Genomic DNA, 25,748 nt, shown 5'->3' with positions numbered 1-25,748 from the left:
CCGCGAAGGCACACCCGTCCTGGCGGACGCATGCGAACGGAAGGCTGCGGACGCGGCCTACGCGAGGACGGCTATGGGGACGTGCAGGATGTCGCCCACGTCGGCGGAGGACGGCGCGGCCTCTTCGTGCGCGAAGCGCGACGGCCGGTCCACTCGCGGCGCGAGCGAGGGCATGGGAATGGGCGCGGCCACGGAGCGCACATGGGCGCAGCAGGTGCAGTCGACGCAGTCGGGCGCGCACTGTCCCTGCGCGTCGTCATCCTCGCAGGACTGCGTGCACACCTCACCCGCCACGCCCGCCAGGGTGGGCAGCAGGCCCCCCACGCTCGGGGCGAACAGCAGCAGGCTGAGGCAGAGCCAGATTCGTAGCACCGGGGCCGTTCCTACCACGCTTCCGGACGGAACGCGCGGTGAGGCTTCACGAGGGGTGCGACTCGCGGAGGCGCACCAGGCCCGGCCCCAGGCCACGCGCTACCTCTCCTGGGCGGAGGAGAGGCGGTTCTTGAAGAGCTTGCCGTCCTTCATGATGACCAGCAGGTTCCGCTCCGGGTCCTCGAACAGCTTGAGGTCCTTCAGCGGGTCTCCACCCAGCACCAGGAGGTCGGCGAGCGCGCCCTCCTCGACCACGCCGAGCTTGCCGGGGTAGGGGTTGCGCGGCCCCGAGAGCGCCAGCAGCGCGGCGTTGTCCGCCGTGGCCATCGTCAGCACCTGCGCGGGTGTGAACCAGCGGGTCATCTTCGCCAGCAGCGCGCCGTGACGCTCGGCCAGCTTCGGGTCGAAGAGCACATCGGTGCCCCAGGCCAGCCGGACGCCATGTTTCTTCGCCAGCTGGTACGCGTTGTCCGTTCCGGAGGTGACCTGCCGTTGCATCACCCGCTGGGCCTCGGTCGTCTGCGGGATGGCGTCGTCGTCGTCGAGGAACGGCTGGAGGCTCCACCAGATACCCCGCTCCTTCATCAGCTTCGCCGTGGGCTCGTCGGCCAGATGCCCGTGGTCGATGCACTTCACGCCGGCCGCGATGGCCTGCTGGATGGCCTTCGGCGTGTAGGCGTGGACGGTGACGTAGGTGCCCCAGTTCTCGGCGGCCTCCACGGCGGCACGGAGCTCCGGCTCGGTGTACTGGGTGACGTCGAGCGGGTCGTGGTGCGAGGAGACGCCACCGCCCGCCATCAGCTTGAGCTGGCTGGCACCGCGCATCAGCTGCTCGCGGGCGCGCAGGCGCACCTCGTCCGGCGTGTCAGCGATGGCGGCGGCCCCCAGCTGCTCCGTGTAGCTCAGGTGCCCGGAGGCGTCCCGGGGCAGCTCGGACATCATGCGGAAGTCACCGTGTCCCCCCGTCTGGGAGATGAACGCACCCGACGGGTAGATGCGCGGCCCCGCGACGACGCCCTCGTCGATGGCCCGCTTGAGGCCGAACACCGGGCCGCCTACGTCACGCACGCTCGTGAAGCCGCGCAGCAGGGTCCGCTCGGCATTCCACCCGGCCACCAGGTTCATGTAGCCGATGTCCGCGGTCATCGCGACGGCCATCGGAACCGTGGCGAACATCGCATGCCAGTGTGCATCGATGAGCCCCGGCAGCAACACGTGGCCTCCGCAGTCGAGGACCGTGGTCTGGGTTCCGCGCTCCACGGGAATGGGCGCGGTCGAGACTCTCTCGACGGTGTTCCCTCGCACGAGGACGTGAGCTGGCGCCGAGAGCGTCCCGCTCCTGCTGTCGAAGATGCGGGCGTTCTGGAGCAGGATGGCGGGCCCTGACGGCCGGGCCTGGGGCGCTCCCGCGGAACCCGGTGCGGAAGGGCTCATCGCGCCGCCGCCCGCCGGGCTCCGGCCAGACCGAGCTGATGCACTCTCATGAAGCCCACGGGCCAACTCCTTCTCAGGTGGCGCTCGGATGAGCGCTGCCGCCATCCTGGCCAAGCACATGGCGCTGGCACGGGAGCGGGCGCATCGTCCGGTGGGGCCCCGGGTCGGGTTCACGTCACTCCGAAGGGCGCAGCATCCCGGCTTTCGACACCGGCCTGCCCTCGGGGGCACCCCTCGGGCGCGCGAGCCGCCGACCCTTCCAGGGAGCTGAAGACAGCAAGGCCGGGCACGGGGAGGTCCCCGGCCCGGCCAAGTTGATTCGATTCCGCTCAGTGCGGCGAAGCGCGGCTCAGGAGACGCCGTTGCGCAGCCGGTTCCAGTCGAAGTTGGGCGCCGGGTCGTTCTTGCGGCCCTTGGGCACCGCGACATCGGCGTGGCCGACGATGTTCTTCATCGGCACGTTGTACTTCTGCTTCAGGTGGCCGGTGAGCTGGATGAGCGCCTTGTACTGGGCGTCGGGGAAGGCCGTCTTGCCGCTGCCGTCGTTGACGAGCTCGATGCCAATGGAGCGGCTGTTGATGTCGCTGGGCACGCCATGCAGCTCGCCCTTGCCCGCGTGCCACGCGCGCTTCTCGTCGCCGACGAGCTGGTAGATCTTCCCGTCGCGGTCGATCATGTAGTGCGCGGACACTTCGCTCTTCGGGTTGCGCATCCACGCCAGGTCCGCCGCGCCGTTGTTGGAGGCGGTGTGGTGCATGACGATGGTGTCGATGTCCTTCCCACCGCGCTCGTTCTGGTTGGGCGAGGGCGCGCTGATGACGGGCGGCTTGGGGAACTTGCCCGGCTGGGTGGGCGGCGGCTTCACCGGCCCGTCCACGTTGGCGAGCGCCTTCTTCATCGCCGCGTGGGTCAGCTCACCGTAGTAGCCGGTGGTGGGCAGCTTCTTGTCGGCCTGGAACTTCTTCACGGCCGCCTCGGTCTTCAGTCCGAAGATGCCGGGGCCGGTGGCCGCCTGCGCCTTCGTCATGTAGCCCAGCTTCACCAGCGCGTCCTGGAGCTGCTTCACCTTGGGGCCCTCGGCCCCCTTGCGAAGGCCGGCGGGAGGCGCGGTGACAGTGGCGGCAGCGGCCTTGCTGGCCTGCGCGGCCGGCGCGGTGCGGGAAGTCTTCGCGGTGGAGACAGGGGGGAGGCGGACGCTCATGGGGGCGCTCTCGGAAAGTGGGAAGACCTTCCGGGGATTATCGCTCCCAGTCCCAGGAAGTTGCTCGCCCAGGCGGGCTCGGGGCCTTTCGGCCCCCGGAGCCCTCACCACCCGTGAGTCAGGCCGCACCGCGCGTGAGGGGCGTCTGCTGGATGAGCTCGGTGGAGAAGTAGCGCTCCATGCGGTCCGGGAACACCGTCACCACCTGCGCGCCCGGGCCCAGCCGCTTCGCCGCCTCCACGGCGGCCGCGTAGTTGAGGCCGGAGGAGGGGCCCACCGGGAAGCCACGGCGGATGAGCGCGCGCGCGGTGCCCATGGCCAGCTCGTCCGACACGTCCAGCTCCACGCGCCCCGGCATGTCCGCGTCGCGGTACAGCTTGGAGATGCCGTCCACCACGCCCGGCACGCGGGGGCTGAAGCTGCAGCACTCGATGTCGCAGCCCAGCCCGGCGATGGGCCTCGCCACGAAGGCCGTCACCGCGCAGCCCGCCTCCGCGAAGGCCTGGTACAGGCCCACCACCGTGCCGCCCGTGCCCACGCCGCTCACCACGCCGTGCACCAGCCCGCCCGGCACCTGCGACAGGATTTCCTGCCCCGTCCACACCCGGTGCGCCTCGGCGTTGTCCGGGTTCTCGAACTGGCGCGGGGCGAAGGCCTTGCGCTCGAGCGCCAGCTCCTCGGCCCGCGCAATCGCGCCGCGCACGCCCGACTCGCGTGGCACCAGCACCACGTCACCGCCGTAGGCGCGGATGGTGATGAGGCGCTCTCCGGTGACGCCCTCCGGCATCACCGCGGTGAAGCGCAGGCCCATCTGCGCGCAGGCCAGCGCCAGGGCGATGCTCGTCGAGCCGCTGGACGCCTCGATGACCTCGCCGCCCGGGCACAGCTCCCCCAGCCGCCACGCCTTCTCCAGCATGTACCGCGCGATGCGGTCCTTCGTGGAGCCGCTGGGGTTGAGGAACTCCAGCTTGCACCAGATGGTGGGACCTTCCGCGTCCAGGCGGACGGGAACGAGCGGGGTGGGGCCCACGGCCTGGAGGAAGCGACCATCCGCGGGAAGGGGGCGACAGGGAGGACGCATGCGGCTCTCACTACTCCGAAACCGCGCTTCGTGGGAGCGTCTCGGAACTATTTGCAGGCCCCGTGCCGACGGCGGCTCGCCTGCCGGGGAAGCAGACATTCCGTGTCGGGCGAGGACTTGCGTTAGATAGGGCGCGCGAATGACTTCCAAGCCCGCGGTCATCCTCAACGTCAACGACGACGCCGCCAGCCGGTACGTGACTTCGCGCGTGCTGGGGCTGGCCGGCTTCCACGTGGTGGAGGCCAGCACCGGCCATGAGGCGCTGGCGCTCGCGGACGAGCACACGGACCTGGTCATCCTCGACGTGCGCCTGCCGGACATCAGCGGGCTGGAGGTGTGCCGAAGGCTGAAGGCGGCGCCACGCACCCACAATGTGCTCGTGTTGCACCTGTCGGCGCAGGCCGTGGGGCCGGGCGACCGGGCGCAGGGCCTGGAGCATGGCGCGGACGGCTACCTCGTGGCGCCGGTGGACCCGGAGGAGCTGGTCGCCCAGGTGCACGCCCTGCTGCGGCTGCGCAAGGCCGAGCGCGAGGTGCGGGCGCTCTCGCAGGAGGTGGAGCACCAGCGCCGGCTGCTGGAGCTGGCCATCTCCAGCGCCGCGGACCCCATCGTCCTCTATGACGGCGCCGGGCGCGTGGTGTTCGCCAATCAGGCCCTGTACGCGGCGCGGGGCAGCCACTCCGCGCACGGCCCGGGGCTGACGCCCGCGGAGATGCTCGCGAAGGACCCCTCGCTGGCGTCCTACATCCGCCTGCTGGAGGACGCGCTGCGCACGGGGCAGGTGCAGCGGGGCTCCATCACCGTGTCCTCGGACCGGGGGCCCCGGCACTACGCCTTCGTGGTGTCACCCGCGGTGGGCCCCGACGGTCAGGTGGCGGCGGTGATGTCCTCCGCGCGCGACGTCACCGAGGAGCGCAGCGCGGAGGAGTTCCGCGAGCAGTTCATCGGCATGCTCGGGCACGACCTGCGCAACCCGCTCAACGCCCTGTCCATGTCCGCGCAGCAGCTCCAGCGCCGGGGCGGGCTGGACGAGCGCCAGTCGCAGCTCACCCACCGCATCCTCACCAGCGCGGACCGGATGGACCGGATGATTCGTCAGCTGCTGGACTTCGCCCGCGCGCGGCTGGGCGGCGGCATCCCCGTGCTGCGCGCGCCGTGTGACTTGTTCGACGTGGCGCGCCGCACCGTGGACGAGCTGCGCGCCAGCCACCCCGGGCGCCAGGTGCAGCTGGAGGTGCTGGGGGACGGCCGGGGCGACTGGGATGGGGACCGGCTGGAGCAGGCCCTGGGCAACCTGCTGGCCAACGCGCTGAAGTACAGCCCGGCGGAGAGCCCCGTGACAGTCCATGCGGAGGGAGGCCCGGAGGGCGCGGTGCTGCGCGTCCACAACCTGGGAGCGCCCATTCCCGCCGAGGAGCTGCCGCACGTCTTCAGCGCGTGGCGCCGGGGCCGCAAGCCCCGGTCCGAAGGGGGCTCGGCGGCGGGCCTGGGGCTGGGGCTCTACATTGCCTCCCAGATTGTCCGTGGCCACGGCGGGGACGTGGAGGTTGCCTCCAGTGCGCCGGGTGGCACCACCTTCACGGTGCGTCTGCCCCGATGATGACCACCTGACGGATGCGGTGCGTCGAGCCTCGCCCTTGGACAGGGTTGTTGCCACGTTCTGGTCATGGCGTCCGAGAAGCTCATCTTCGCTCAGTCCGTGGAAGCCCTCTTCGTGCGCGCGCTGGGGCCGCACCTCACCCGTGAAGGCCGGCAGCGCCTGAAGGCGGTGGGCCTGGATTTGTCCGAGCCGCTCCGCCCGCACTACACGGTGGACCAGTGGCGCTCCTTCCTGAGGGTGGCCGCGCAGGACATCTACCCCGGCCTGCTCCCGCACGAGGCGTGCTTCGAGCTGGGCGCGCGCTACCTGCAGGGCTTCCGGCAGACGTCGGCGGGCCGCTCCAGCATGTCGCTCGTCACCCACCTGGGCCCCCGGCGCACGCTGGAGCGGGTGCCCTACAACGTCCGGGCCGGCAACAACTTCAACGAGGTGCGCGTGGAGGAGTCCACGCAGGACTCGGCCACGCTGTGGATGAAGGACGTGACGGCGGACAACCCGTACTTCGCCGCCGGCTTCCTCGCGGAGACGCTGAAGTGCGCGGGCGCGGGGCAGGTGCAGGTGGAGCCGATTGCCTTCGACGGCACCGCCGCCACCTTCCGTCTCACCTGGGCAAAGGGCGTGGCCCGCGGCCCCGTCGCCGTGGTCAGCCCGCACGCCTGAGCTTCACTCACTCCGCCGGAACCAGGGCCAGCCAGGAACGTGCCGCGCCACCCGGGCGCGCTCGCGTGACTCAGGCCGCCTGGATGACGCCGCTGGCACCAGGCTGCCGGTGGGTGATGTCCGCCAGCACGCCGAGCACGCGGCCGATGCGGCCGTCCTCCGCGCGTGAGCGGGCCCGCAGTGCCTGCCGCCGCACCTGTCCGTCCGCCAGCACCACGCGGTAGTCCAGCACCACCTCGCCGGGGGACTCGGCGCAGCGGGCCAGCCGCTCCGCCACGCCCAGCCTGTCTTCAGGGTGGAGGCGGGACAGGAACGTGCCCAGCGGCTCCTCCACCGGCAGCTCCGCCTGTCCGAAGAGCGAGGCCGCGTTGCGCTCCCAGTGCAGCGTGCCCTCGGGCAGCCGCAAGTCGAAGAGCGTCAGCGACGCGGCGGACAGCGCCTGGAGCATCCGCGCCTCGTTGCGGCGCAGCGCCTCCTCCATGGCCTTGCGGTCGGTGATGTCGCGGCTGATGCCGAACAGGCCGAACACCGCGCCGGTGTCGTCCTTGAGCACGCCCTTGGTGGACAGCCACACGCGAGGCTTGGGGCCGCGCTGCGCCTCCTCGTAGGTGAAGGTGTGGCGGAAGGCGAGCACCTCGCGGTCATGCGAGGCCGTGGTGCGCGCCTCCTCCGGCCACAGCTCGGCGTCCGTGTGGCCGAGCACCTCCTCCACCGGCTTGCCCATCAGCTTCGCGCCGGCCGCGTTGATGCGCGTGTACCGGCCCGCCAGGTCCTTCGTGTAGATGGCGTCCGTGCAGCCCTGGAGCACGGCGTTGAAGAGGGCGCTGGTGCGCCGCAGGGTGTCCTCGGTGCGCCGGCGCGCGGTGATGTCGGCCAGGTACACCAGCAATCCGCCCGACGTGGGCACCGCCGTCACCCGGCAGTGGACCCGCGTGGGGGCAAGGCACTCCTCGAACTCCACGGTGCGTCCGCCGCTCAGCGCGCGCTGGAGCTGGCGGCGCAGGGTGGACTCGGGCTCCTCCGCGTAGGCGTCCCACAGCATGCGGCCCAGCAATTCGTCCCGGCTGGAGCCCAGCAGCTTCTCCGCCGCGCGGTTGGCGTGGCGCACCCTGAAGCCCGCGTCCAGCGCGAGGAAGGCGTCCGGCATGCACTCGACGTAGGCGCTCATCCGCTCCTCGAAGGCCTCCGCCTCCACGACGAAGCGCGCCTCCTCGGTGATGTCCGCCAGCCATACCGCGAGGCGGCCGTCCTCCATGCGCGCCGTGCGCGCGCGCACCTGGCGTGCCGTCTCGCCCTCGCCCCAGCCGAAGGAGTGCTCGGTGCGCGCGCCGGTGACGAGGGTGGCCGTCCACGGCGCGAGCATTCCGGCCAGCGCGGGCCGGCTCGCGAGCAGCGGTGGTCCGCTCAGCCCCGGGCCCAGCAGCGCTTCGGCGGCGGGGTTGGCGTAGTCACAGAGGAAGTCCGTGGGCGCCTCGGCGCTGCCTCCGTCGGGACGCAGGGCGAGGAAGCCATCGGGATTGAGCGCTTCGAGCGCGTAGCGGCTGGAGGAGACCATTGGGGGTTGGGAAAGGAGGTAGCACGCAAGGTGCATTCGACTCTCTCGTCCCGCCGCGCCGCGTCGCCGCACATGGAGAGTAGGTGACACCCGCCGCCGCGCGCCCGTCCGCGAGGTGACGCGTGTTCAGGGTTTGCCCCATGCATGTCGGGAGCTGTGCCCTCCAGGCGTGCGGGTAGCACGTAGCCCCCGGGTGCAGTGGCGCCGCGTTGACGACGGGCTGCACCTGTGTTCAGGCTGTTCCTGGAGAGTGCGCATGCCCCCGCAGATCAGCCTCGACTTCGCCGCCGAGTGCGCGGCGCATCCCGCGCTGGCCCCGTTCCACCCCGTGGTGCGGCGCTGGTTCGCCGAGCGTCTGGGCGAGCCCACCCGCCCTCAAGTGGAGGGCTGGCCGCTCATCCAGGCCGGCCAGGACGTGCTCATCGCCGCGCCCACGGGCAGCGGCAAGACGCTCACCGCGTTCCTCGCGGCGCTGGACTCCCTCTTCCGCCTCGCGGTGGAGGGCACGCTGCCGGACTGCACGCAGGTGCTCTACGTGTCGCCCCTCAAGGCGCTGGGCAACGACGTGCAGAAGAACCTGCTCCAGCCGCTGGAGGAGCTGCTCGCCCGCGCCCGCGCGGAGGGCTACACGCCTCAGGACTTGCGGGTGCAGGTGCGCAGCGGGGACACGTCCGCCTCCGAGCGCGCGCAGATGGTGCGCCGGCCGCCGCACATCCTCATCACCACGCCGGAGTCCTTCTACCTCTACCTCACCGCCGAGCGCGCCCGCGCCACGCTGCGCAAGGTGCGCACCGTCATCGTGGACGAAATCCACGCCCTGGCGCGCGACAAGCGGGGCAGCCACTTCGCGCTGTCGCTGGAGCGGCTCAAGGCGCTCACCGAGGTCCGCCCGCAGCTCATCGGCCTGTCCGCCACGCAGAAGCCGCTGGACGCCATCGCCGGCTTTCTCACCGGCGCCTCCCACCGTGAGTGCAAGCGCGTGGAGGTGGGCCACCTGCGCCCCTGGGACTTGACGCTGGAGATTCCGGACGCGGAGCTGTCCTCGCTCGCCACCCACGAGATGTGGGGCCAGGTCTACGACAGGCTGGTGGAGCTGACGGGGCAGCACCGCACCACGCTCATCTTCGTCAACACGCGGAAGATGGCGGAGCGCGTGGCGCACGATTTGGGTGAGCGGCTGGGCGAGGGCACGGTGGCGGCCCACCACGGCAGCATGTCGCGCGAGATTCGCCTGGCGGCGGAGGAGAAGCTGAAGGCCGGGCAGCTCCGCGCCATGGTGGCCACCGCGTCGCTCGAGCTGGGCATCGACGTGGGCAACGTGGACCTGGTGGTGCAGCTCGGCAGCACGCGCGCCATCGCCGTGCTGCTCCAGCGCGTGGGCCGCGCGGGCCACCACAAGGCCGCCATCTCCAAGGGCATCGTCTTCGCGATGACGCGCGACGAGTTGATGGAGTGCGCCGCGCTCCTCAACGCCGTGCACGAAGGTGACCTGGACGCGGTGCGGATTCCGCAGAAGCCGCTGGACGTGCTGGCGCAGCAGATTGTCGCCGCGTGCGCCTGCGAGGAGTGGGACGAGCGCGCCCTCTTCAGCCTCTACCAGCGCGCGTACCCGTACCGCGACCTGACGTGGGAGGAGTACCAGGGCGTGCTGGAGGTGCTGTCGGAGGGCATCGCCGCCGCGCGGGGCCGGGCGGGCATCCACCTGCACAGAGACCGCGTCAATCAGCGCCTCAAGGGCCGGCGTGGCGTGCGCATCACCGCGCTCACCAACGGCGGCGCCATTCCGGACACCTTCACCTTCAGCGTCACCGCCGAGCCCGAGGGCAAGGTGGTGGGGACGCTGGACGAGGACTTCGCGGTGGAGTCGTCGCCCGGGGACATCTTCCTGCTGGGCAGCACGGCGTGGCGGATTCAGCGGGTGATGGGCAGCACGGTGGTGGTGGAGGACGCACGCGGCGCGCCGCCCAACGTGCCCTTCTGGCGCGGCGAGGCGCCGGGGCGCACGGACGAGCTGTCCGCCCAGGTGGGCCGGCTGCGCGAGGAGCTGTTGAAGCGCGAGGACGCGCAGGCCTTCCTGGAGAAGGAGCTGCGCATGCCGCCGCCCGCGGTAGACGCGCTGATGGGCTACCTGCGGCTGGGCAAGAAGATGCTGGACGCGGTGCCCAGCCACACCACGGTGGTGGCCGAGCGCTTCTTCGACGAGGCGGGCGGGATGCAGCTCATCATCCACGCGCCCTTCGGCAGCCGCATCAACCGCGCGTGGGGGCTGGCGCTGCGCAAGCGCTTCTGCCGCTCGTTCGACTTCGAGCTGCAGGCGGCGGCCACCGAGGACGGCATCCTCCTGTCGCTGGGCGAGCAGCACTCCTTCCCGCTGGCGGACATCTTCGACTTCCTCCACCCGGACCACGTGGAGGAGGTGCTGGTGCAGGCGGTGTTGCAGGCGCCGATTTTCGGCACGCGCTTCCGCTGGGTGGCCACGCGGGCGCTGGCGCTGCACCGGTTCATGTCGGGCAAGCGCGTGGCGCCCAACCTCCAGCGCGCGCGCAGCGAGGATTTGCTCGCCGCCGTCTTCCCCGCGCAGGTGGGCTGCCAGGACAACCACGGGGGCGGTGATATTGAACTGCCGGACCACCCGCTGGTGAAGCAGACGATGGACGACTGCCTGCGCGAGGCCATGGACGTCGACGGCCTGCGCGAGGTGCTGCGGCGCATGCGCGACGGCCGCATCCGCCTGGAGGCGCGCGACGTGCCGGAGCCGAGCGTCTTCGCGCACGCGATGATTCACAGCCAGCCGTACACCTTCCTGGACGACGCGCCGGCCGAGGAGCGCCGCGTGCGCAACGTGGCCCTGCGCCGCGCCATGCCCGCCGAGGACGCGGCGGCCTTCGGCGCGCTGGATGCCGCGGCGATTGCCACGGTGGTGGAGGACGCCGCGCCGCCGATGCGCGACGAGGACGAGCTGCACGACGCGCTCCTGCAGCTCATCCTGGTGCACGCGCACGAGGTGCCGCGAGGGCTGGAGGTGCCGCTGTTCAAGCAGGGGCGGGTGGCGTGGCTGGAGCTGCCCGCGGGCCGCTTCCTCGTCTCCGCCGAGCGGGGCAACGCGGTGCGGGCGCTCTTCCCGGATGCGGTGACGCAGCCGCCGCTGCCGGTGCTGGAGTACGACAGACCGGTGGAGCGCGACGCCGCCATCTTCCAGGTGGTGCGCGGGCGCATGGAGATGCTGGGCCCCACCACCGTGACGGAACTGGCGCGGCTCACCGTGCTGACCGAGGACGAGGTGAATGTGGCGCTGCACGCGCTGGAGTCCCAGGGCTCCGTGCTGCGCGGCCGCTTCCGTCCGCTGGAGGCGCCGCTCGCCCCCGGAGAGATGCCGCCGCTGGAGTGGTGTGACAGGCGCCTGCTCCAGCGCATCCACCGGATGACGGTGGGGCGGCTGCGCCGGGAAATCGAGCCGCTGAGCGCGCAGGACTTCATGCGCTTCCTCTTCCGGTGGCACCACCTGGAGGACGTGGACGCGCTGCGGGGCTCCACGGGCCTGCTCAAGGCGGTGAAGCTGCTGCAGGGCTACGAGGCGCCGGCTTCCGCATGGGAGCGCTTCCTGCTGCCGGTGCGCATGCGCGGGTACACGCCGGACATGCTGGAGCGGGCCTGCTACGCGGGCGAGGTGGCCTGGGGCCGGCTGACGATGAAGGACGCGAAGCCGCCGCCGGGCCCGCGCCGTGGGGCGCCGGTGGAGGTGGAGCCCGCTCCGCCGCCGCGCTCGCGAGCCTCGCCCACGCGCAACGCGCCGCTGACCTTCACGCTGCGCGAGGACCTGGAGTGGATGCTCACCGCGGCGCGGCCCCATGCCGTCCTGGCGGACGGGGACGTGTGGACGCCGCCGGACTTGAGCGTGCCGGCGAAGGACGTGGTGACGGTGCTGGAGCGGCGGGGCGCGTGCTTCTTCCAGGACCTGGTGTCGCGTGCGCGGCGGCTGCCCGCCGAGGTGGAGGACGCGCTGTGGGAGTTGGTGGCGCGCGGGCTGGTGACGGCGGACGCGGTGCAGAACCTGCGCATCCTCCAGAGCCCTGCGCACCGCAAGCGGCAGAAGCTGTTGCAGCGCGGCGGCCCCGGGCGCTGGAGCCTGCTGGCCCCGGCCGAGCCGAAGCCCGCGGACGAGGTGATGGAGTCGCTGGCGCGACTGTTCCTCCAGCGCTACGGCATCGTCTGGAGGGATTTGGTCATGCGCGAGGCGCTGGCGCCCACGTGGCGCGAGCTGCTCTTCGTGTACCGGCGCATGGAGGCACGAGGCGAGGTGCGCGGTGGGCGCTTCGTGGCGGGCTTCGTGGGCGAGCAGTTCGCGCTGCCGGAGGCGGTGGACATGGCGCGCGCGGTGCGTCGCCAGGCCCCGTCGGGTGTGCGGGTGCAGCTCTCCGGAGTGGACCCGCTCAACCTCACGGGCGTGGTGACACCGGGCCCGCGCGTGCCGGCAATGCCGGGCAACGTCGTCACCTATGTGGACGGCGTTCCTCGCGGCGTCGATGAGCTGGAGGACGAGGCCGACGGCAACGCCGGGGATGACACGGAGGGCGGAAGCGGCGAGGTGCTGGCGAGCTGAGATTCGGCTCTCAATCGCAGGCGCGATGGTAGGGTGCCCCCACGACTGTGTCTCGAGGGGGTCTGTCCGTATGCGCCGTCTGTTGCTGCTGGGTCTTCTGCTGCTCACCGCCACTGGCTGCCCGGACGAGGACGATGACGATGACCGTCCCAATCGTCCCGACGCGGGCAACCCGGAAGCCACGGGTGTCATCCGGGGGCAGCTGACGCCGTTCCGCAGCAGTGACGAGTCCGCCGAGGGCGGCGCCTCCCGCGTCGTCCACTCGCCGCTGAGCCAGGCGGACCTGACGAAGCTGAAGGAACAGGTGCGGGGCATGCGGCTGCGCAAGCCCGGCCCGGTGGTGACGGACCCGGGGCTGCCCATCGTCCCGCCGCCGCTGGGGGCGCCGCCGCTGGCGCGCATCCCGACGACGGACCCCACGATTCCGGGCGACGTCATCCTGCGCTTCGAGGACTCGGGCCTGTCGCCGGAGCACGTGCTGACGGCGGCGAAGCTCCCCGGCTACCGCGCGGTGCACAAGGGCTACGCCAGTGAGCACCTGCACCTGGTGGGCTTCGAGGCGCTGGACGGCCACGCGGTGACGGCGGAGGAGACGCGCACGCTGGTGGCGCAGCTCGCGGCGCTCCCGGGCGTGCGCTACACGGACCGCAATATCCGGATGTACAAGCTGAAGGTCCCCAACGACAACGGCTACAGCGTCCAGTGGCACTACCCCACCATCAACCTGCCGGCCGCGTGGGACATCGAGTCGGACGCGACGGGTGTCGTGGTGGCGGTCATCGACACCGGCATCATCCCGCACCCGGACCTGGATGGCCGCCGGGTGCCGGGCTACGACATGATTCAGGACCCGAGCATCGCTGGGGACTTCAACGGCCGTGACGCCGACCCGCTGGACGAGGGCCGTGACGAGCCCAGCGGTGGCTCCTCGTGGCACGGCGCGCACGTGGCGGGCACGGTGGCCGCGCAGACGAACAACACCAGCGGCGTGGCAGGCGTGGCGTGGAATGCGCGCATCCTCCCGGTGCGCGTGCTGGGCAAGGGGGGAGGCACCAGCTTCGACATCGCGGCGGCCATGAACTGGGCCACCGGCGGCGCCGTGACGGGCGTGCCGCCCAACGCCAACCCCGCGAAGGTGGTGAACCTGAGTCTGGGCGGCTCGGCGCCGCCGCAGCAGATCTACCAGGAGGTCATCAACGCGGGCATCGGGCGCGGCTCCATCTTCGTCATCGCCGCGGGCAACGAGAACGTGGACGCCAGCAACAGCACGCCCTGCAACCAGGACAGCATCATCTGCGTGGGCTCCACGGGCTTCTCGGGCCGTCGCAGCAGCTTCTCCAACTTCGGGGCGAGGGTGGACGTCATGGCCTCGGGCGGCGAGATGCGCGAGGACCTCAACGGCGACACCTACCCGGACGGGGTGTTGTCCACCGCGCGTGACGAGAACAACCAGCCGGCCTACCTCTTCCTGCAGGGGACGAGCATGGCGGCGCCGCACGTGGCGGGCGTGGTGGCGCTGATGGCGGCGGCCTCTCAGCGGGCGGGGACGAGCCTCACGGCGGTGATGGCGGAGACCACGCTGAAGGCCACGGCCACCGCCATTCCGGCCGCGCAGTGCTCGGGTGGATGTGGCTCGGGCCTCATCAACGCGCGGTCCGCGCTGGCCCGGGTGGCCAACCTCAATCCGGACACGCTGCCTCCGCAGCTGAACGTCGCCACGGCCTCGCTCTTCTTCCGGGGCAGTGGGGTTCAGCAGGTCTCACTGAGCAACGTGGGCGGCCGTCAGGGCGGAGACCTGACGGTGACGGCCAGCGCCTCGGGGCCCGAGGCGGGCAGGGTGACGTTCCCGGGTGGAGCCTCTGTGTCGGTGCCGGCGTTCGGCTCGGCCGCGGTGAACGTGGCGGTGGACGCGGCGGGGCTGCCGGACGGGGACTACGTGATGACGCTGAACCTGGCGGGCTCCAACGCGGCGGGCGCGGTGGGCTCGGCGACGGTGGAGGTGAAGCTCAGCGTGGGGTCCACGCAGGACCTGGACGCCATCATCGCCTTCGTATGGCAGGACGCGAGGGGCGAGTGGCAGGTGGCGGAGGAGGCCATCACCTTCGCGCGTGCTTCGGCCAACTACGCGTATTCCATCAACCTGGTGCCGCGCACGTACTACTCGCTGGCGACCATCGACGACGACCAGGACGGGGACATCTTCGAGGAGAGCGAGCGCACCGGCTTCTGGCGCAACCTGGACTCGTTCGAGCCGCTGGTGCTGGCGGACAATCGGACGCTCGAGAACATCAGCTACGACCTGTTGCCGCTGGCGCCCGTGGACGACGACCCGGAGCTGGAGGTGGGCGGTGCGTGCACGGGTGATGCGCAGTGCCCCGGGGGTTACTGCCTGACGAACTACCCGGGAGGCTACTGCTCGCAGGACTGCTCCAGCGCGGCCTGCGCGGCGGGCTCCAAGTGCTACACGGTGGGCACGGGCACGCGGGCGTGTCGCGAGACGTGCACGCAGCAGGTGGGCACGGGGCAGGGTGACTGCCGCGCCGACTACCGCTGCTACAGCGACGGTACGGGCGTGGGCGCGTGCCAGCCGAGCTGCATCGGGACAGGGCTGACCTGCGCCACGGGCAGGACTTGCGCCGCGGACGGCTTCTGCCGCTGAGGCGTGGGTGAGAGGGGCTCCCGGCCATTCGGTGCCGGGGGCCTGCCTCAGCGGGTCTCCAACTCCTGGAACTTCACTCCGTCCAGTCCGAGCCCAGCCACGGCGTCCACGAAGCGCTCGGTGACGAGGATGACGGTCCAGGCCTCCGCCATGCGGAAGACGTCCACGTCGGCTGGGAGCGACGCGGCGTCGAGGACGATGGGACTGGGAACCTTGAGCCGGTCATTGCCACACGTGGGGCAGGGGGGCTTGCGGCCTTCAGGCAGGCACGACGGGTGAATTCGGCCGTGCAGCTCCAGCTGTAGTTCCAGTAGCTCAGGCGCGTTCTTGCCACGAAAGCCCACCTGGATGAGGCAACCGTGAAGACCGCGAACTCCGGCGGCCCGCAGCTGCTCCAGGGCTTCACGCCGGAGATAGAGCGACCAGGAGCTCTGCATGAAGAGCATGCCGAACCGGCCCGAACCTGAACCGGTCAGCGGGCCGAACTGCGCTCCTGGCTTCAACAATGCCCATGGGGGTGCAAACGGCTGTACCAGCTCGGCGAGCCTGGAGATTTCCTCGCGTGGAACGGGCCAGGGGTTGGAGAGCTTCTTGAGCTCGTGCTCGGGGAGACTGGACAGATCCACGCAGGGATATGCGAGCGATGGCGAGCCTCCACCCGTGCGGCACGTCGGGCAGGGCTGCACGCCGGGTAGCCCCCAGCGATGCACGGCGTCGAGGTAGCCCGTGTAGCCTGTCGATGCATCTGTTTCGGCTTCGTAGAACTTCACGATTCCTCTCTCTGCTGTAGCCCGCTCATCAGGGCCCATGTAGCTGGGGGCCAGGCGGAAAGGGTCCTATTCGGGTGTTGTAGGGCACGACAGGGCCGGTCAACTCGAAGCGGAAGATGAACTCAACTGCTTTGCGGTGAAGTTCCGCGGGCTGCACGGGCCTGTCTCCCAGGGCCCTTTTGTAGTCCTGCCAGGCTCGATTCCACATCCCTCCGCGGCCGGTGCCGCTGTGAATCTGCCGGTGGATGTGCTCCGGAATGAGCATGGTGAACTTGTGGATGTCCACGCCATTCTGGGCGAACCACAGTGCCAGCTCTCTCTGCTGCGGGAACAGGTGATGGTGCACGAGCTTGCCCGGCTCACGCGGTAGCGCCGGGAGGAAGCCCTGGCGGTAGCGGAGGTGGAACGTCATCCGCGGCCGTGCGTGGGGTCGGACGCCGGTGTTCCTCCAGTTGCGAAAGGCCGGAGGGCGGTAGGGCGGCCGGTAATAGCCCTGAGCCAGCTCCACCTCATGCGGCACGGCAGCCAGGGCTTGCGACTCCACGTCCTCGCAGTCGAAGAGGCCGCAGTCGCCACCTTCACAGGCAAGGGCGACACACTGCTCCGCGTCCGATTGCCCGCAGCGCTCCAAACGCTCCGCGTCCTCCCACGCGTGCCTCCCAGTCGAGGACGCGGCGCACGCCAGCAGAAGCACAGCGGGCAGCAAGGACAGCGACAGACAAACCCGGGAGCGCACAGTCATATCCCCGGACGATACCGCTCCACGGAAATGCAGCGACTCACCCGCCCCGCTGGAGCAGCACGGCCCGGCTGTCCACGTTCAACACCTGCGTCCCCCCATGCAGCACGGCCAGCGGCTCCTCCCAGTGCGCGTGCCCGCACACGACCAGCAAGCCCTCCCGTTGCTCCAGCACCTCGCGGATGACCGCACTGCCACGAACATCCGTGCCAGGAACATCCGGACCCGCGTGCAGCACGAGCACCTCAGGCTCGTCGCGCAGCACCTCGCGCATCAACCCCAGGTGCTCCTCCTCCTCGCGCCGCCCCAGCTTGTCCGGCCGACCGATGATGCCGCCCACGCCCCCCACTCGCAGCCCATCCACGTCCACCGCCTCGCCATCCAGCAGGTACACCCCAGGCTGCTGCTTGAAGCGCTCCTGCTCGCGCGCGCTGCCGAACGTGTCGTGATTCCCCGCCACGCCCACCACCCAGCGGTAGTGCGCCGCGAAGGCCTTCCACACGGACCGCACATCCCCCGAGGCCCCGCGTACATTCGCGCTCGCATCCGAGTACAGGTCCCCCGCGAGCACCACGCCCGTATGCGCCGGCAGGGGCAGTTCCCCCAGCTCCCCCAGCGACGCGAACGTGTCCGCCAGCACCTCGCCCAGCAGCGCCACGGCGCCGTCATGCAGCGCATGCGTCGCCACGCCCTGCAGGTCCGACAGCACCAGCAGCGCCTCCAGGTCCTCCGGCAGCGCGTCCACCGTGCCGCGCAGCAATGGAAAGTGTCGTATCTCCGCTCCGCCGCGCGGTGCCGCGGACAGGTAGGGCCAGGTCTGTGCCGGCACCGTGTCGAGTGTCAGGATTCGCATGGCCCCGAGGGTCGGATGGCGGCCCGGGTTCCTGACGGGCGCACAGGGCCCGCGCGGAGTCCCAAGCCCCCACGCGCCCGGTGAACACTCCGCCCCTGTGGGCCCCTCCAACCGTGCGTCAGGGTGATGCGGAGGTAACCGGGTGGACAGTTGACCAAGCAAATCGGTTCCCCCCGTGCAGGGTTGAGGCCATCTTCCAAACACCTTGTCCCTGCTGCAGCGATTGAAGACGGAGACGCGCCCCCACCACGAGCGCACCGAGGCCGCGGTTCGGCTGATGGAGCCGGGCCTCACGCCTGGCGACTACCGACGCCACCTGGAAGCCCTGTATGGCTTCTATGTCCCGCTGGAAGGGGAGCTCTCCGCCCGGCTGACGGAAGCCGTGCCCGCCCTGCGTACGCACGAGCGCTGGAAGGTGCCCCTGCTGGAGGAGGACCTGCGCGCGCTCGGCCATGACGCCGCCTCGCTGGCCCAACTGCCCCGCTGCCCGCACCTGCCGCCGCTGTCCGGAGTGCCCGAGGCGCTCGGTTGCTTCTACGTGCTGGAGGGCTCCACCCTCGGAGGTCAGCTCATCCTCCGTCACCTGAAGCGCCACTTCGCCGACGCATCGGTGGGGGACTTCGCCTTCTTCCGTGCCTATGGCGAGGAGGTGGGCCCCCGGTGGCGCGCCTTCGGCCAGGCCCTCACCGACGCGGCGGCCCAGGCGGCCTCCGCCGACTTCGATGCGCGCACGGTGAAGGGAGCACAGGACACCTTCGACGCCTTCGGGACGTGGTTGCTGCGGGAGACAGGCCATGCGTCCCTCCGCGCCTGAGCTGGACCTCTCGCAATGTGACAGGGAGCCCATCCACCTGCTCGGCGGTGTCCAGCCGCACGGCGTGCTGCTGGCCTTCCGTGAGCCGGACCTCACCGTGGTGGTGGTGAGCGCCAACGCCGAAGGGTTGCTCGGCCTGCCGCCCGAGTCGCTGCGAGGCCAGTCCGTCACCCGCGTGCTGGACGCGGACTCCCTGCGGCGCGTGCGCGCCGGCCCCGCCATCGGCCCGGTGTGGGTGACGGCGGGAGGCCGCGCCTGCTCCGCGCTGCTGCACACCCTCGACAGCCTGACGGTGCTGGAGCTGGAGCTCCTCGAGGACGAAGACGCGACGGCAGAGGAGGACGCACTGTCCGCCGTGCACCAGCTGGTGTCTCCGCTGGCGCTGGCCCGTGGGACGACCGCGCTCCTCCAGGCCGCCGCGGACGGGGTGCGCGGGCTCATCGGCTTCGACCGCGTCATGGTGTACCGCTTCCACGCGGACTGGCACGGCGAGGTGCTGGCCGAGAGCCGGAGCGCGGACGTGGATGGCTTCCTGGGCCTGCACTTCCCCGCCACCGACATCCCAGTCCAGGCCCGGGCCCTCTACACGCGCAACCCGCTGCGCCTCATCGCGGACGTGAATGCGCGCCCGGTGGCGCTGGTGCCGCCCACGCTGCCGGACACCGGCCATCCACTGGACCTGTCCGGCGCCGCGCTGCGCAGCGTGTCCGAGGTGCACCTGGAGTACCTGCGCAACATGGGCGTGGGCGCGTCCTTCTCCGTGTCGCTGCTGAAGGACGGCGCGCTGTGGGGCCTCATCGCCTGTCACCACCTCTCGCCGCGCCACGTGTCCGCCGCAAGGCGCCAGGCCTGCGAGGTGCTCGCGCGACTCCTGTCCCTCCAGCTCTCCGCCGAGGAGCGCGGTGCCGAGGCCGCCTCCCGCGCCCGCCGCGCGGACCTCCAGGGCCAGCTCGTCACGCGCCTTGGCGAGGGCCCCTCGCTGCCCGTCGCGCTGGACTCGCATGGCGAGCTGCTGCTGGAGCTCACCGGCGCCACCGGCGCGGCGCTGCTGCTCGGTGACGTCCTCGACGCGGACGCGCAGGGGGCCACGGGCGACACGCCGCTCCTCTTCGGGAAGACGCCCGGAGAGGCCGAGGTGCGGGCCCTGGCCGCGTGGCTCGCGGCGGAGGCTGGCCGGGGCGCCACCTTCCAGACGGAGCGCCTGGGCGCGCTCTACCCACCCCTGGCCGCGCGCACGGACGTGGCGGCGGGCCTGCTGGCGGTGCGGCTGGACCCCGAGGCGCCCCGCTTCGCCCTCTGGTTCCGCCCCGAGGTGTCTCACACCGTCATCTGGGCGGGCGACCCCCACAAGCCGGCGCGACCGGAGCCGGGACAGACGCGGCTGCACCCGCGCGGCTCCTTCGCCGCGTGGCGCGAGGAGGTGCGCGGCGCGAGCGCTCCCTGGACACGCGAGGACGTGGCAGCCGCCGAGTCCTTCCGGGGAGCGCTGGCCGGCATGGTGCTGCGTCACGCGGCGGAGCTGTCGCGCCTGTCGCGCGCGCTGGCCCGCTCCAACGCGGAGCTGGAGTCCTTCAGCGGCACGGTGGGGCATGACCTCAAGGAGCCGCTGCGCGGCATCCAGCAGTACACGACCTTCTTCCTGGAGGACCACGCCGACTCGCTGGACCCGGAGGGCCGCGAGCACCTCCAGGCCGTTGGCTGGCTCGCCCGCCGCACCCAGGCGATGCTGGACGACCTCTTCGAGTACAGCCGCCTCGGGCGCCTGGAGCTGGCCTGGGGCGAGACGGAGATGCAGGAGCTGGTGGACGAGGTGCTCGGCACGCTCTCCGCGCGGCTGGAAGAGGGGCGGACCGAGGTGCGCCTGCCCCGCCGCCTGCCCCGCGTCGCCTGCGACGCCGTGCGCATCCGCCAGGTGTGGGCCAACCTCCTCACCAACGCGGTCAAGTACCAGCCAGCCGAGCCGCGCTGGGTGGAGCTTGGCTTCCTCGGGCCGGGCGAGCCCCGTCCGGCGGCGGCGCACCGCTCGGACGCGCCCTACGTTTTCTTCGTGAGAGACCCGGGCATCGGCATTCCGCCGCAGTTCCACGAGAGCATCTTCGAGATGTTCCGGCGCCTGCACCCTGCGCAGGCCTATGGCGGGGGCTCCGGCGCGGGGCTCGCCATCGCCCGCAGGCTGGTGCGGCTGCACGGCGGTGACCTCTGGGTGGACTCCGCGCCGGGGCAGGGCTCCACCTTCTACTTCACCCTGGGCCGGGGGCCGGCATGACAGGGACACGACCCCTGCTGCTCGTGGAGGACAGCGACGCGGACGCGGTGGCACTGGAGCGCATCGCCCGGCGGCTCCCCTCGCCCCTGCCCCTGGTTCGCGTGCGCGACGGGGAGAGCGCGCTGGACTACCTCTACCAGCGCGGCACCTACGCGAGCGCGCCACGGCCGGCGCTGGTGCTGTTGGATTTGCACATGCCGGGCATGGGCGGCCGCGAGGTGCTGTCGCGCCTCAAGGCGGACCCGCGGCTGCGCTGCCTCCCCATCATCATCTTCTCCAGCTCGAAGGAGCCGCTGGACGTGGAGGGCGCCTACGCGGACGGCGCCAACAGCTACCTCTTCAAGCCGGAGCCCGGCGAGCAGCTCGAGGTCGCCGCGCGTGCCCTCCAGGCGTTCTGGCTCCACGCGGCGCGGCTGCCCGGCGCGGAGGACTCGACGGCATGAGCCTGCGCGTGTTGCTGGTGGATGACAGCCCCTCGGACCGGCTCGCCGTGCGCCGGGCCCTGGAGCGCGACATGGAGTCGGACTGGGCGCTGGAGACCGTCACCTCCGCCGAGGAAGCCCTGGCGCGAATCTCCGCCGCGCCGCCGGACGTCGTGCTGGTGGACTACCACCTGCCGGGGATGACGGGCGTTGGCCTGCTGCGCGAGCTGCACGCGCGCCACCCGGGCGGCGCTCCCGCCGTGGTGATGCTCACCGGCAGCGGCAGCGAGCGCGTCGCGGTGGATGCGATGAAGGCGGGCGCCCAGGACTACCTCATCAAGGACAACTACAGCCCGGACCGCCTGCGCCGGAGCCTGCGGAGCGCGGTGGACACCGTGCGCATGAAACGCGAACTGGAGGACCGCCGCGTGCGCGCCGAGCGCGCGGAGCGGGCCGCCCAGGAGGCGCTGGCCGTGCGCGACGAGCTGTTCGCCCTGGCCACCCATGACCTCAAGGGGCCGCTGCAAATCATCGCCCTCAACGCTGAGGTGCTGCGCCGCCAGTTCCCTCAAGGGGCCCTCAAGCCCACGCAGGAGTCGCGGCTGGAGCACATCGTCCGTGCCGCGCAGCGCATGGGCGAGCTCATCGACCACTTCCTCGAGGACACGCGCGGCCAGGAGCAGGCGCTGCGGCGCGAGCGCCTCGACCTGCGCGCCCTGGTGGGCTCCAAGGTGCACGCGCTGGAGGCGTCCGCCCGCCACCGCTTCGTCCTGCACACGGATGGTGAGGACCTCAGCGGCCACTGGGACGTCCAGGCCCTGGAGCGCGTGCTGGAGAACCTGCTGGGCAACGCGGTGAAGTACAGCGCCCCCGGCACCACCGTCACCGTCATGCTGGCCCGGGAGCGCGGCGACCCGCCGGACGGGGTGCGGCTGGAGGTGTCCGACGAGGGCATCGGCATCCCCGCCGAGGACCTGCCCCATGTCTTCGAGCGCTTCCATCGCGGGCGCAACGTGTCCCGGGACGTGTCCGGCAGCGGCGTGGGGCTGGCCAGCGCCCGCCGCATGGTGGAGCTGCACGGGGGCACCATCCACGTGGAGAGCCAGGTGGGCCGGGGCTCAACCTTCACCGTGCGCCTGCCCCGGGGCACGCCCGACGGCGGAGAGCTCCCATCGAGGCAGGACCCTGGCTCCGGGAAGGGCGGGGGCTCCCCCTCCGGCTCCACTCCCGCGCTGCTGCCCTGAGCCAGCGCCGCGCGCGCTGCGGACGTCCTACGGCACCGCCGGCATGCTGCCGCGGAGCATGAAGAAGACGACGACGCCCGTCACCGACACGTACACCCAGATGGGCGCCAGCCACCGCGTCACCTTGCGGTGCCGGGCGAACTCCTTGCGCCACGCGAAGTAGAAGGCCACCAGCGCCATGGGCACCACCGGCATGGACAGCAGCACGTGGCTGGCCAGGATGACCAGGTACAGCGCGCGCCACTCACCCGCGTAGCGCGTGTTGCCGTGCACGTAGTGGTAGGACAGGTAGCAGACCAGGAAGAGCGCGGACGCCGCGAAGGCGGACACCATCAGATACTGGTGCAGCCGCTTCGCCCCGCGCTTCACCGCCACCCACCCGGCGATGAGCAGCGCCGCCGCCGTCGCGTTGAGCCCCGCATTGACGGCCGGCAGGAAGCGCAGATCCACCCCGCTCACCGCGCCGCCGCGCCGCACCAGCAGAATCCACGCGAGGAACGACAGCGCGGCCACGGACACCACGGCCGTGAAGATGAAGAAGGCCCGGTCACTCACTCGGGGGGGCAGGGCAGCGGGGGCGGCGTTCGACATGGCCTCTATCTCTCTCGACAGGCACACCGTTGCAACCGCCACTGCCTTGCTGAAACGACCTGTTCATACATGTCGCATGAGCCATTGTTTCAGCAACGTTTGATCTTCAAACAGAAAACCCTGCATACTCCGACTCGGTCACCCCCGACCCCCCCTCTCGGAGGTCCCTCTTGGACCGTGTGCGTTGCCTTGCCGCCCTGGCCGGCGCCGCCTTGCTTCTGGCCGTGCCAGCTTCCGCCCAGGAAGCGGCCGTCTGTGCGCCAGTCGCCAAGGTGCCCCTGGAGCGGCACCTCCGTCAGCTGTCGCTGGACCTGCTCGGCCGCCCTCCCACCTATGAGGAGTTCAAGGCCATCCAGGCCAAGGGCTCCATCGGCTCGGAAGACATCCGCGCCCTGATGGAGAAGGAGGAGTTTCGCGCGCGCATCCGGGCGTATCACCGCTCGCTGCTGCGCTCGAACCTGTCGGCCAGCGTCTTCGACAACGGCAACTCGCGCCTGAGCGGCTCGGGCGCCGACACCAGCGCCCTCTTCCTGGGTGGCAACAGCGCCTCCGCCCTGCGCGGCATCAACGGCGCCGGGTGTGACGGCAGCATCGAGCAGGACTCCTGCCTCACCGCGCCCCAGCCGGACGCCCACGCGGCGCCCCTGCGGGAGCGGGTGACGACGTGCCGCGACGAGCGGGGCGTGCCCATGCCCGTCACCTTCGACTACGACACCAACCTCTATAGCTGCACGCCGCTGGCCACGTACACGGCCGGCGCCAACCAGGTGACCACCTGCGCGCAGGTCCGAGACCACGCCGTGTGGGGCAAGTACGTCTACTTCTGTGACGTGCGTGGCGCGAACCAGGACTCGTTCATGTGCCTGCCGGACCCGGCCCGCACGGCCACGGCGGCGCTGACGGTGGAGAAGCTGGAGGGCACCCGCGTCGTCGCCTTCGAGCACCCCAACCCCGCCTCCCGCCCGTCCCTCGTGGAGCTGAAGCGCTGCACGCTGGACCCGGACTGGCGCGACAACGTGAAGGGCAACTACATGCCCCGGCGCGGCTGCGTCCTGCGCGAGGGCTACGAGACGATGCCCCAGCCCTACTGGGCCACCGCCACCACGCCCGCCACCGTGAAGGTGTGCGCCATCGAAGCGCAGAACAACAGCGCGAATCCGTGGACCATGGCCTCCTGCGAGTCGGCGCGCTTCAACGGCGACCGCAGCTGCGGCTGCGGTGACAAGATGCGCCGCTGCGAGGTGCCCGCCATCGGCGCCCCGCAGAACGTCCGCAACGTGCACGACTTGCGCGTGGCCGCCTTCAACGAGGAGCCGCTGCGCATCGCCGAGTCGGTGGTGTCGCGTGACGAGCCCTACTTCAACATCCTCACCACGCGCCGCTCCTTCGTGAACGGCACCCTGTCGGAGTACTACCGGCAGAAGCAGGGCGTGGGCGTCTTCAACGTGTCCGCTCCCACGGCGGAGGAGGCGGTGCCCGCCATCCCCTACCAGGAGAACGGCGCCTGGGCGGAGTACACGCGCAACGCCACGCACGCGGGCGTGCTCACCACCCCCGCCTTCCTCTACCGCTTCCCCACCCAGCGCGCGCGGGTGAACCACTTCTACGAGGCCTTCCTCTGCAAGACGTTCTCCCCGCCGTCCGAGGGCTCGCTGCCTCCGCCCGAGGACTCCTGCAACCGGGAGAACAACCTCGCGGTGCGCTGCGGCTGCAACTACTGCCACGCCACGATTGAGCCCACCGGCGCCCACTGGGGCCGCTACGCCGAGCGCGGCGCGCAGTTCCTGCCCGCGGACCAGTTCCCCCGCTTCGACCCCAAGTGCCGCGACTGCGCCCTCAACGGCGACACCAACTGCGGCGGCGAGTGCAGCCAGTACGTCATGCAGGCCTATGACGGCGACGGCGCCAGCAGCCTGGGCATGCTCAAGACGTACCTCTACCGCACGGCGGACGAGGAGCAGAACATCGAGGCCGGTCCCCAGCTGCTCGTCGAGCGCATGCTGCAGACGGGCGACCTGGAGCGCTGCACCGTCAAGCGCATCTGGAACGAGTTCCTCGGCCGGCCGATGTCGGCGGAGGAGCAGCGGATGTACCTGACGCCGCTGTCCCAGGACTTCGCGAAGAGCGGCCACAAGCTCAAGTCGCTCATCGAGCGCGTCGTGACGACGGACGCCTACCGGAGGATTGACTGATGCGCCGCCTTGTCCTGACCGCCGCCCTGCTCGCGCTGGCCGCCGGCTGCACCAAGTCCGGAGAGCAGTCCACGCCTCCGCCGCTGGACGGGCAGCTGGAGCCCGTCCCCAACCCCCACCAGCCCGGTGACTTCGAGCCGCTGCCGGACCCCGAGGCCCAGGGCGGCAGCGTGGGCCGCGCCCCGCGCCGGCTCACCGTGTCCCAGCTGGACGCCGCCATCTTCCACGCGGTGGGCCGCCGCTGGATTACCCCCGACGGCCGCGACGGCATCGACGCCCGCGCCACGTCCCTCGGCCGCGCCGACTTCGCGCTCGTCGTCAGCGAGAACACCGAGCCCAACCTCGTCTTCGCCAAGTTCCTCGAGGACGGCGCCCGCCTGGTGTGCACGCTCCAGGCGAAGGACGAGCTGCTGCAGGCCGACCCCGAGCTGCGCGTGCTCAGCCGCACGCTGCCCGGCCGGTGGGACGATTTGCGCAAGCTGACCGACGCGCAGGTGCGCGAGTTCCTCGTCTACAACTCCACGCGCTTCTGGGGCTCTCCGCTGGCCGGTGACGAGCTGACGAAGTGGGTGGCGCTCTTCACCCAGGCAGCGACGCGGGTGGAGGCCATGAACCCCAAGCGGCGGGACCAGGCGCTGGCGGTGGTGTGCATCGCCATGCTGACGGACTCGCGCTTCATCACCTACTGAGCCTCG

General features: G+C 71.3%; 19 protein-coding genes. 10 read left to right on the top strand and 9 right to left on the bottom strand.

Translation table 11 applies throughout. From position 1 onward, the window contains the following. Window positions 1–57: 57 nt before the first annotated feature. From G4D85_RS04620 to G4D85_RS04605, 4 genes are all read right to left on the bottom strand, one after another. A complete protein-coding gene (locus G4D85_RS04620) occupies window positions 58–372 on the bottom strand; it encodes a hypothetical protein (protein ID WP_164008230.1) in 315 nt (104 codons plus the stop codon). A 99-nt stretch (window positions 373–471) separates the two neighbouring features. Continuing rightward, window positions 472–1,806 carry a metal-dependent hydrolase family protein gene (locus tag G4D85_RS04615; RefSeq protein ID WP_164008228.1) on the bottom strand — a complete coding sequence of 445 codons (1,335 nt, stop codon included), beginning with the start codon at window positions 1,804–1,806 and terminating at the stop codon, window positions 472–474. Between the two features lie 349 nt (window positions 1,807–2,155). Then, entirely contained in the window at window positions 2,156–3,007 is an 852-nt protein-coding gene (locus G4D85_RS04610; RefSeq protein WP_164008225.1) for a peptidoglycan recognition protein family protein, read from the bottom strand. Window positions 3,008–3,125: 118 nt separating this feature from the next. Continuing rightward, on the bottom strand, window positions 3,126–4,088 hold the full coding sequence (locus G4D85_RS04605) for a PLP-dependent cysteine synthase family protein (RefSeq protein WP_164008223.1): 963 nt from the start codon (window positions 4,086–4,088) through the stop codon (window positions 3,126–3,128). Window positions 4,089–4,227: 139 nt separating this feature from the next. On the opposite strand from G4D85_RS04605, the gene G4D85_RS04600 reads away from it, so the two are divergent. Next, window positions 4,228–5,688, top strand: coding sequence for a hybrid sensor histidine kinase/response regulator (locus G4D85_RS04600; RefSeq protein WP_164008221.1), 1,461 nt, complete (start codon window positions 4,228–4,230; stop codon window positions 5,686–5,688). 66 nt (window positions 5,689–5,754) lie between these two features. Continuing rightward, the gene (locus G4D85_RS04595; RefSeq protein ID WP_164008219.1) at window positions 5,755–6,348 is read left to right on the top strand and encodes a DUF2378 family protein; all 594 of its coding nucleotides are present in this window, start codon (window positions 5,755–5,757) and stop codon (window positions 6,346–6,348) included. 70 nt (window positions 6,349–6,418) lie between these two features. On the opposite strand, the gene G4D85_RS04590 is transcribed toward G4D85_RS04595, so the two are convergent. Continuing rightward, complete coding sequence (locus tag G4D85_RS04590) at window positions 6,419–7,939, bottom strand: PAS domain-containing protein (RefSeq protein WP_205525416.1); 1,521 nt, start codon at window positions 7,937–7,939, stop codon at window positions 6,419–6,421. Between the two features lie 220 nt (window positions 7,940–8,159). Here G4D85_RS04590 and G4D85_RS04585 point away from each other — a divergent pair, with 220 nt between their 5' ends. Together G4D85_RS04585 and G4D85_RS04580 are read left to right on the top strand one after the other, a co-directional pair. Next, window positions 8,160–12,503: a DEAD/DEAH box helicase gene (locus tag G4D85_RS04585; RefSeq protein ID WP_164008215.1), complete on the top strand. Its 4,344-nt coding sequence runs from the start codon at window positions 8,160–8,162 to the stop codon at window positions 12,501–12,503. A gap of 70 nt (window positions 12,504–12,573) precedes the next feature. Next, window positions 12,574–15,162, top strand: a complete 2,589-nt coding sequence (locus tag G4D85_RS04580; RefSeq protein ID WP_205525415.1) for a S8 family peptidase — start codon at window positions 12,574–12,576, stop codon at window positions 15,160–15,162. A 47-nt stretch (window positions 15,163–15,209) separates the two neighbouring features. On the opposite strand, the gene sitI6 is transcribed toward G4D85_RS04580, so the two are convergent. Genes sitI6 through G4D85_RS04565 form a run of 3 tightly spaced genes read right to left on the bottom strand, consistent with a single transcriptional unit; the run spans window position 15,210 to window position 17,524 of the window. Beyond that, on the bottom strand, window positions 15,210–15,932 hold the full coding sequence (sitI6, locus tag G4D85_RS04575) for a SitI6 family double-CXXCG motif immunity protein (RefSeq protein WP_205525414.1): 723 nt from the start codon (window positions 15,930–15,932) through the stop codon (window positions 15,210–15,212). Between the two features lie 28 nt (window positions 15,933–15,960). Further along, the gene (sitA6, locus tag G4D85_RS04570) at window positions 15,961–16,674 is read right to left on the bottom strand and encodes a SitA6 family polymorphic toxin lipoprotein (RefSeq protein ID WP_164008210.1); all 714 of its coding nucleotides are present in this window, start codon (window positions 16,672–16,674) and stop codon (window positions 15,961–15,963) included. Window positions 16,675–16,711: 37 nt separating this feature from the next. Then, a complete protein-coding gene (locus tag G4D85_RS04565) occupies window positions 16,712–17,524 on the bottom strand; it encodes a metallophosphoesterase family protein (protein ID WP_164008208.1) in 813 nt (270 codons plus the stop codon). 205 nt (window positions 17,525–17,729) lie between these two features. Between G4D85_RS04565 and G4D85_RS04560 the strand changes: the two genes are divergently transcribed. Genes G4D85_RS04560 through G4D85_RS04545 form a run of 4 tightly spaced genes read left to right on the top strand, consistent with a single transcriptional unit; the run spans window position 17,730 to window position 22,270 of the window. Next, on the top strand, window positions 17,730–18,338 hold the full coding sequence (locus tag G4D85_RS04560; RefSeq protein ID WP_240359064.1) for a biliverdin-producing heme oxygenase: 609 nt from the start codon (window positions 17,730–17,732) through the stop codon (window positions 18,336–18,338). Then, window positions 18,319–20,604, top strand: a complete 2,286-nt coding sequence (locus tag G4D85_RS04555; RefSeq protein ID WP_164008206.1) for an ATP-binding protein — start codon at window positions 18,319–18,321, stop codon at window positions 20,602–20,604. Before G4D85_RS04560 ends, G4D85_RS04555 begins: the two co-directional genes overlap by 20 nt. After that, on the top strand, window positions 20,601–21,047 hold the full coding sequence (locus G4D85_RS04550; protein WP_164008204.1) for a response regulator: 447 nt from the start codon (window positions 20,601–20,603) through the stop codon (window positions 21,045–21,047). Before G4D85_RS04555 ends, G4D85_RS04550 begins: the two co-directional genes overlap by 4 nt. Continuing rightward, complete coding sequence (locus G4D85_RS04545; protein ID WP_164008202.1) at window positions 21,044–22,270, top strand: hybrid sensor histidine kinase/response regulator; 1,227 nt, start codon at window positions 21,044–21,046, stop codon at window positions 22,268–22,270. Before G4D85_RS04550 ends, G4D85_RS04545 begins: the two co-directional genes overlap by 4 nt. A 27-nt stretch (window positions 22,271–22,297) precedes the next feature. Here G4D85_RS04545 and G4D85_RS04540 read toward each other — a convergent pair whose 3' ends face one another. Beyond that, window positions 22,298–22,861 carry a DUF420 domain-containing protein gene (locus G4D85_RS04540; protein ID WP_164008200.1) on the bottom strand — a complete coding sequence of 188 codons (564 nt, stop codon included), beginning with the start codon at window positions 22,859–22,861 and terminating at the stop codon, window positions 22,298–22,300. Window positions 22,862–23,031: 170 nt separating this feature from the next. Between G4D85_RS04540 and G4D85_RS04535 the strand changes: the two genes are divergently transcribed. Then, on the top strand, window positions 23,032–25,053 hold the full coding sequence (locus G4D85_RS04535) for a DUF1585 domain-containing protein (protein WP_164008198.1): 2,022 nt from the start codon (window positions 23,032–23,034) through the stop codon (window positions 25,051–25,053). Continuing rightward, window positions 25,053–25,742 carry a hypothetical protein gene (locus G4D85_RS04530; RefSeq protein WP_164008196.1) on the top strand — a complete coding sequence of 230 codons (690 nt, stop codon included), beginning with the start codon at window positions 25,053–25,055 and terminating at the stop codon, window positions 25,740–25,742. Before G4D85_RS04535 ends, G4D85_RS04530 begins: the two co-directional genes overlap by 1 nt. Window positions 25,743–25,748: the final 6 nt, after the last annotated feature.

Origin of the sequence: Pyxidicoccus trucidator, from assembly GCF_010894435.1 — a bacterium.
Lineage (GTDB): Bacteria > Myxococcota > Myxococcia > Myxococcales > Myxococcaceae > Myxococcus > Myxococcus trucidator.
This window is presented reverse-complemented; position numbering and strand designations above follow the sequence as displayed.

Bases quoted from the DNA above. Each gene is read 5' to 3' on its own strand.
- G4D85_RS04600 (WP_164008221.1), top strand. From the start codon at position 4,228: ATGACTTCCAAGCCCGCGGTCATCCTCAACGTCAACGACGACGCCGCC.
- G4D85_RS04610 (WP_164008225.1), bottom strand. From the start codon at position 3,007: ATGAGCGTCCGCCTCCCCCCTGTCTCCACCGCGAAGACTTCCCGCACC.
- G4D85_RS04545 (WP_164008202.1), top strand. From the start codon at position 21,044: ATGAGCCTGCGCGTGTTGCTGGTGGATGACAGCCCCTCGGACCGGCTC.
- G4D85_RS04565 (WP_164008208.1), bottom strand. From the start codon at position 17,524: ATGCGAATCCTGACACTCGACACGGTGCCGGCACAGACCTGGCCCTAC.
- G4D85_RS04550 (WP_164008204.1), top strand. From the start codon at position 20,601: ATGACAGGGACACGACCCCTGCTGCTCGTGGAGGACAGCGACGCGGAC.
- G4D85_RS04595 (WP_164008219.1), top strand. From the start codon at position 5,755: ATGGCGTCCGAGAAGCTCATCTTCGCTCAGTCCGTGGAAGCCCTCTTC.
- G4D85_RS04580 (WP_205525415.1), top strand. From the start codon at position 12,574: ATGCGCCGTCTGTTGCTGCTGGGTCTTCTGCTGCTCACCGCCACTGGC.
- G4D85_RS04590 (WP_205525416.1), bottom strand. From the start codon at position 7,939: ATGCACCTTGCGTGCTACCTCCTTTCCCAACCCCCAATGGTCTCCTCC.
- G4D85_RS04605 (WP_164008223.1), bottom strand. From the start codon at position 4,088: ATGCGTCCTCCCTGTCGCCCCCTTCCCGCGGATGGTCGCTTCCTCCAG.
- G4D85_RS04555 (WP_164008206.1), top strand. From the start codon at position 18,319: ATGCGTCCCTCCGCGCCTGAGCTGGACCTCTCGCAATGTGACAGGGAG.
- G4D85_RS04540 (WP_164008200.1), bottom strand. From the start codon at position 22,861: ATGTCGAACGCCGCCCCCGCTGCCCTGCCCCCCCGAGTGAGTGACCGG.
- G4D85_RS04585 (WP_164008215.1), top strand. From the start codon at position 8,160: ATGCCCCCGCAGATCAGCCTCGACTTCGCCGCCGAGTGCGCGGCGCAT.
- G4D85_RS04530 (WP_164008196.1), top strand. From the start codon at position 25,053: ATGCGCCGCCTTGTCCTGACCGCCGCCCTGCTCGCGCTGGCCGCCGGC.
- sitA6 (WP_164008210.1), bottom strand. From the start codon at position 16,674: ATGACTGTGCGCTCCCGGGTTTGTCTGTCGCTGTCCTTGCTGCCCGCT.
- G4D85_RS04615 (WP_164008228.1), bottom strand. From the start codon at position 1,806: ATGAGCCCTTCCGCACCGGGTTCCGCGGGAGCGCCCCAGGCCCGGCCG.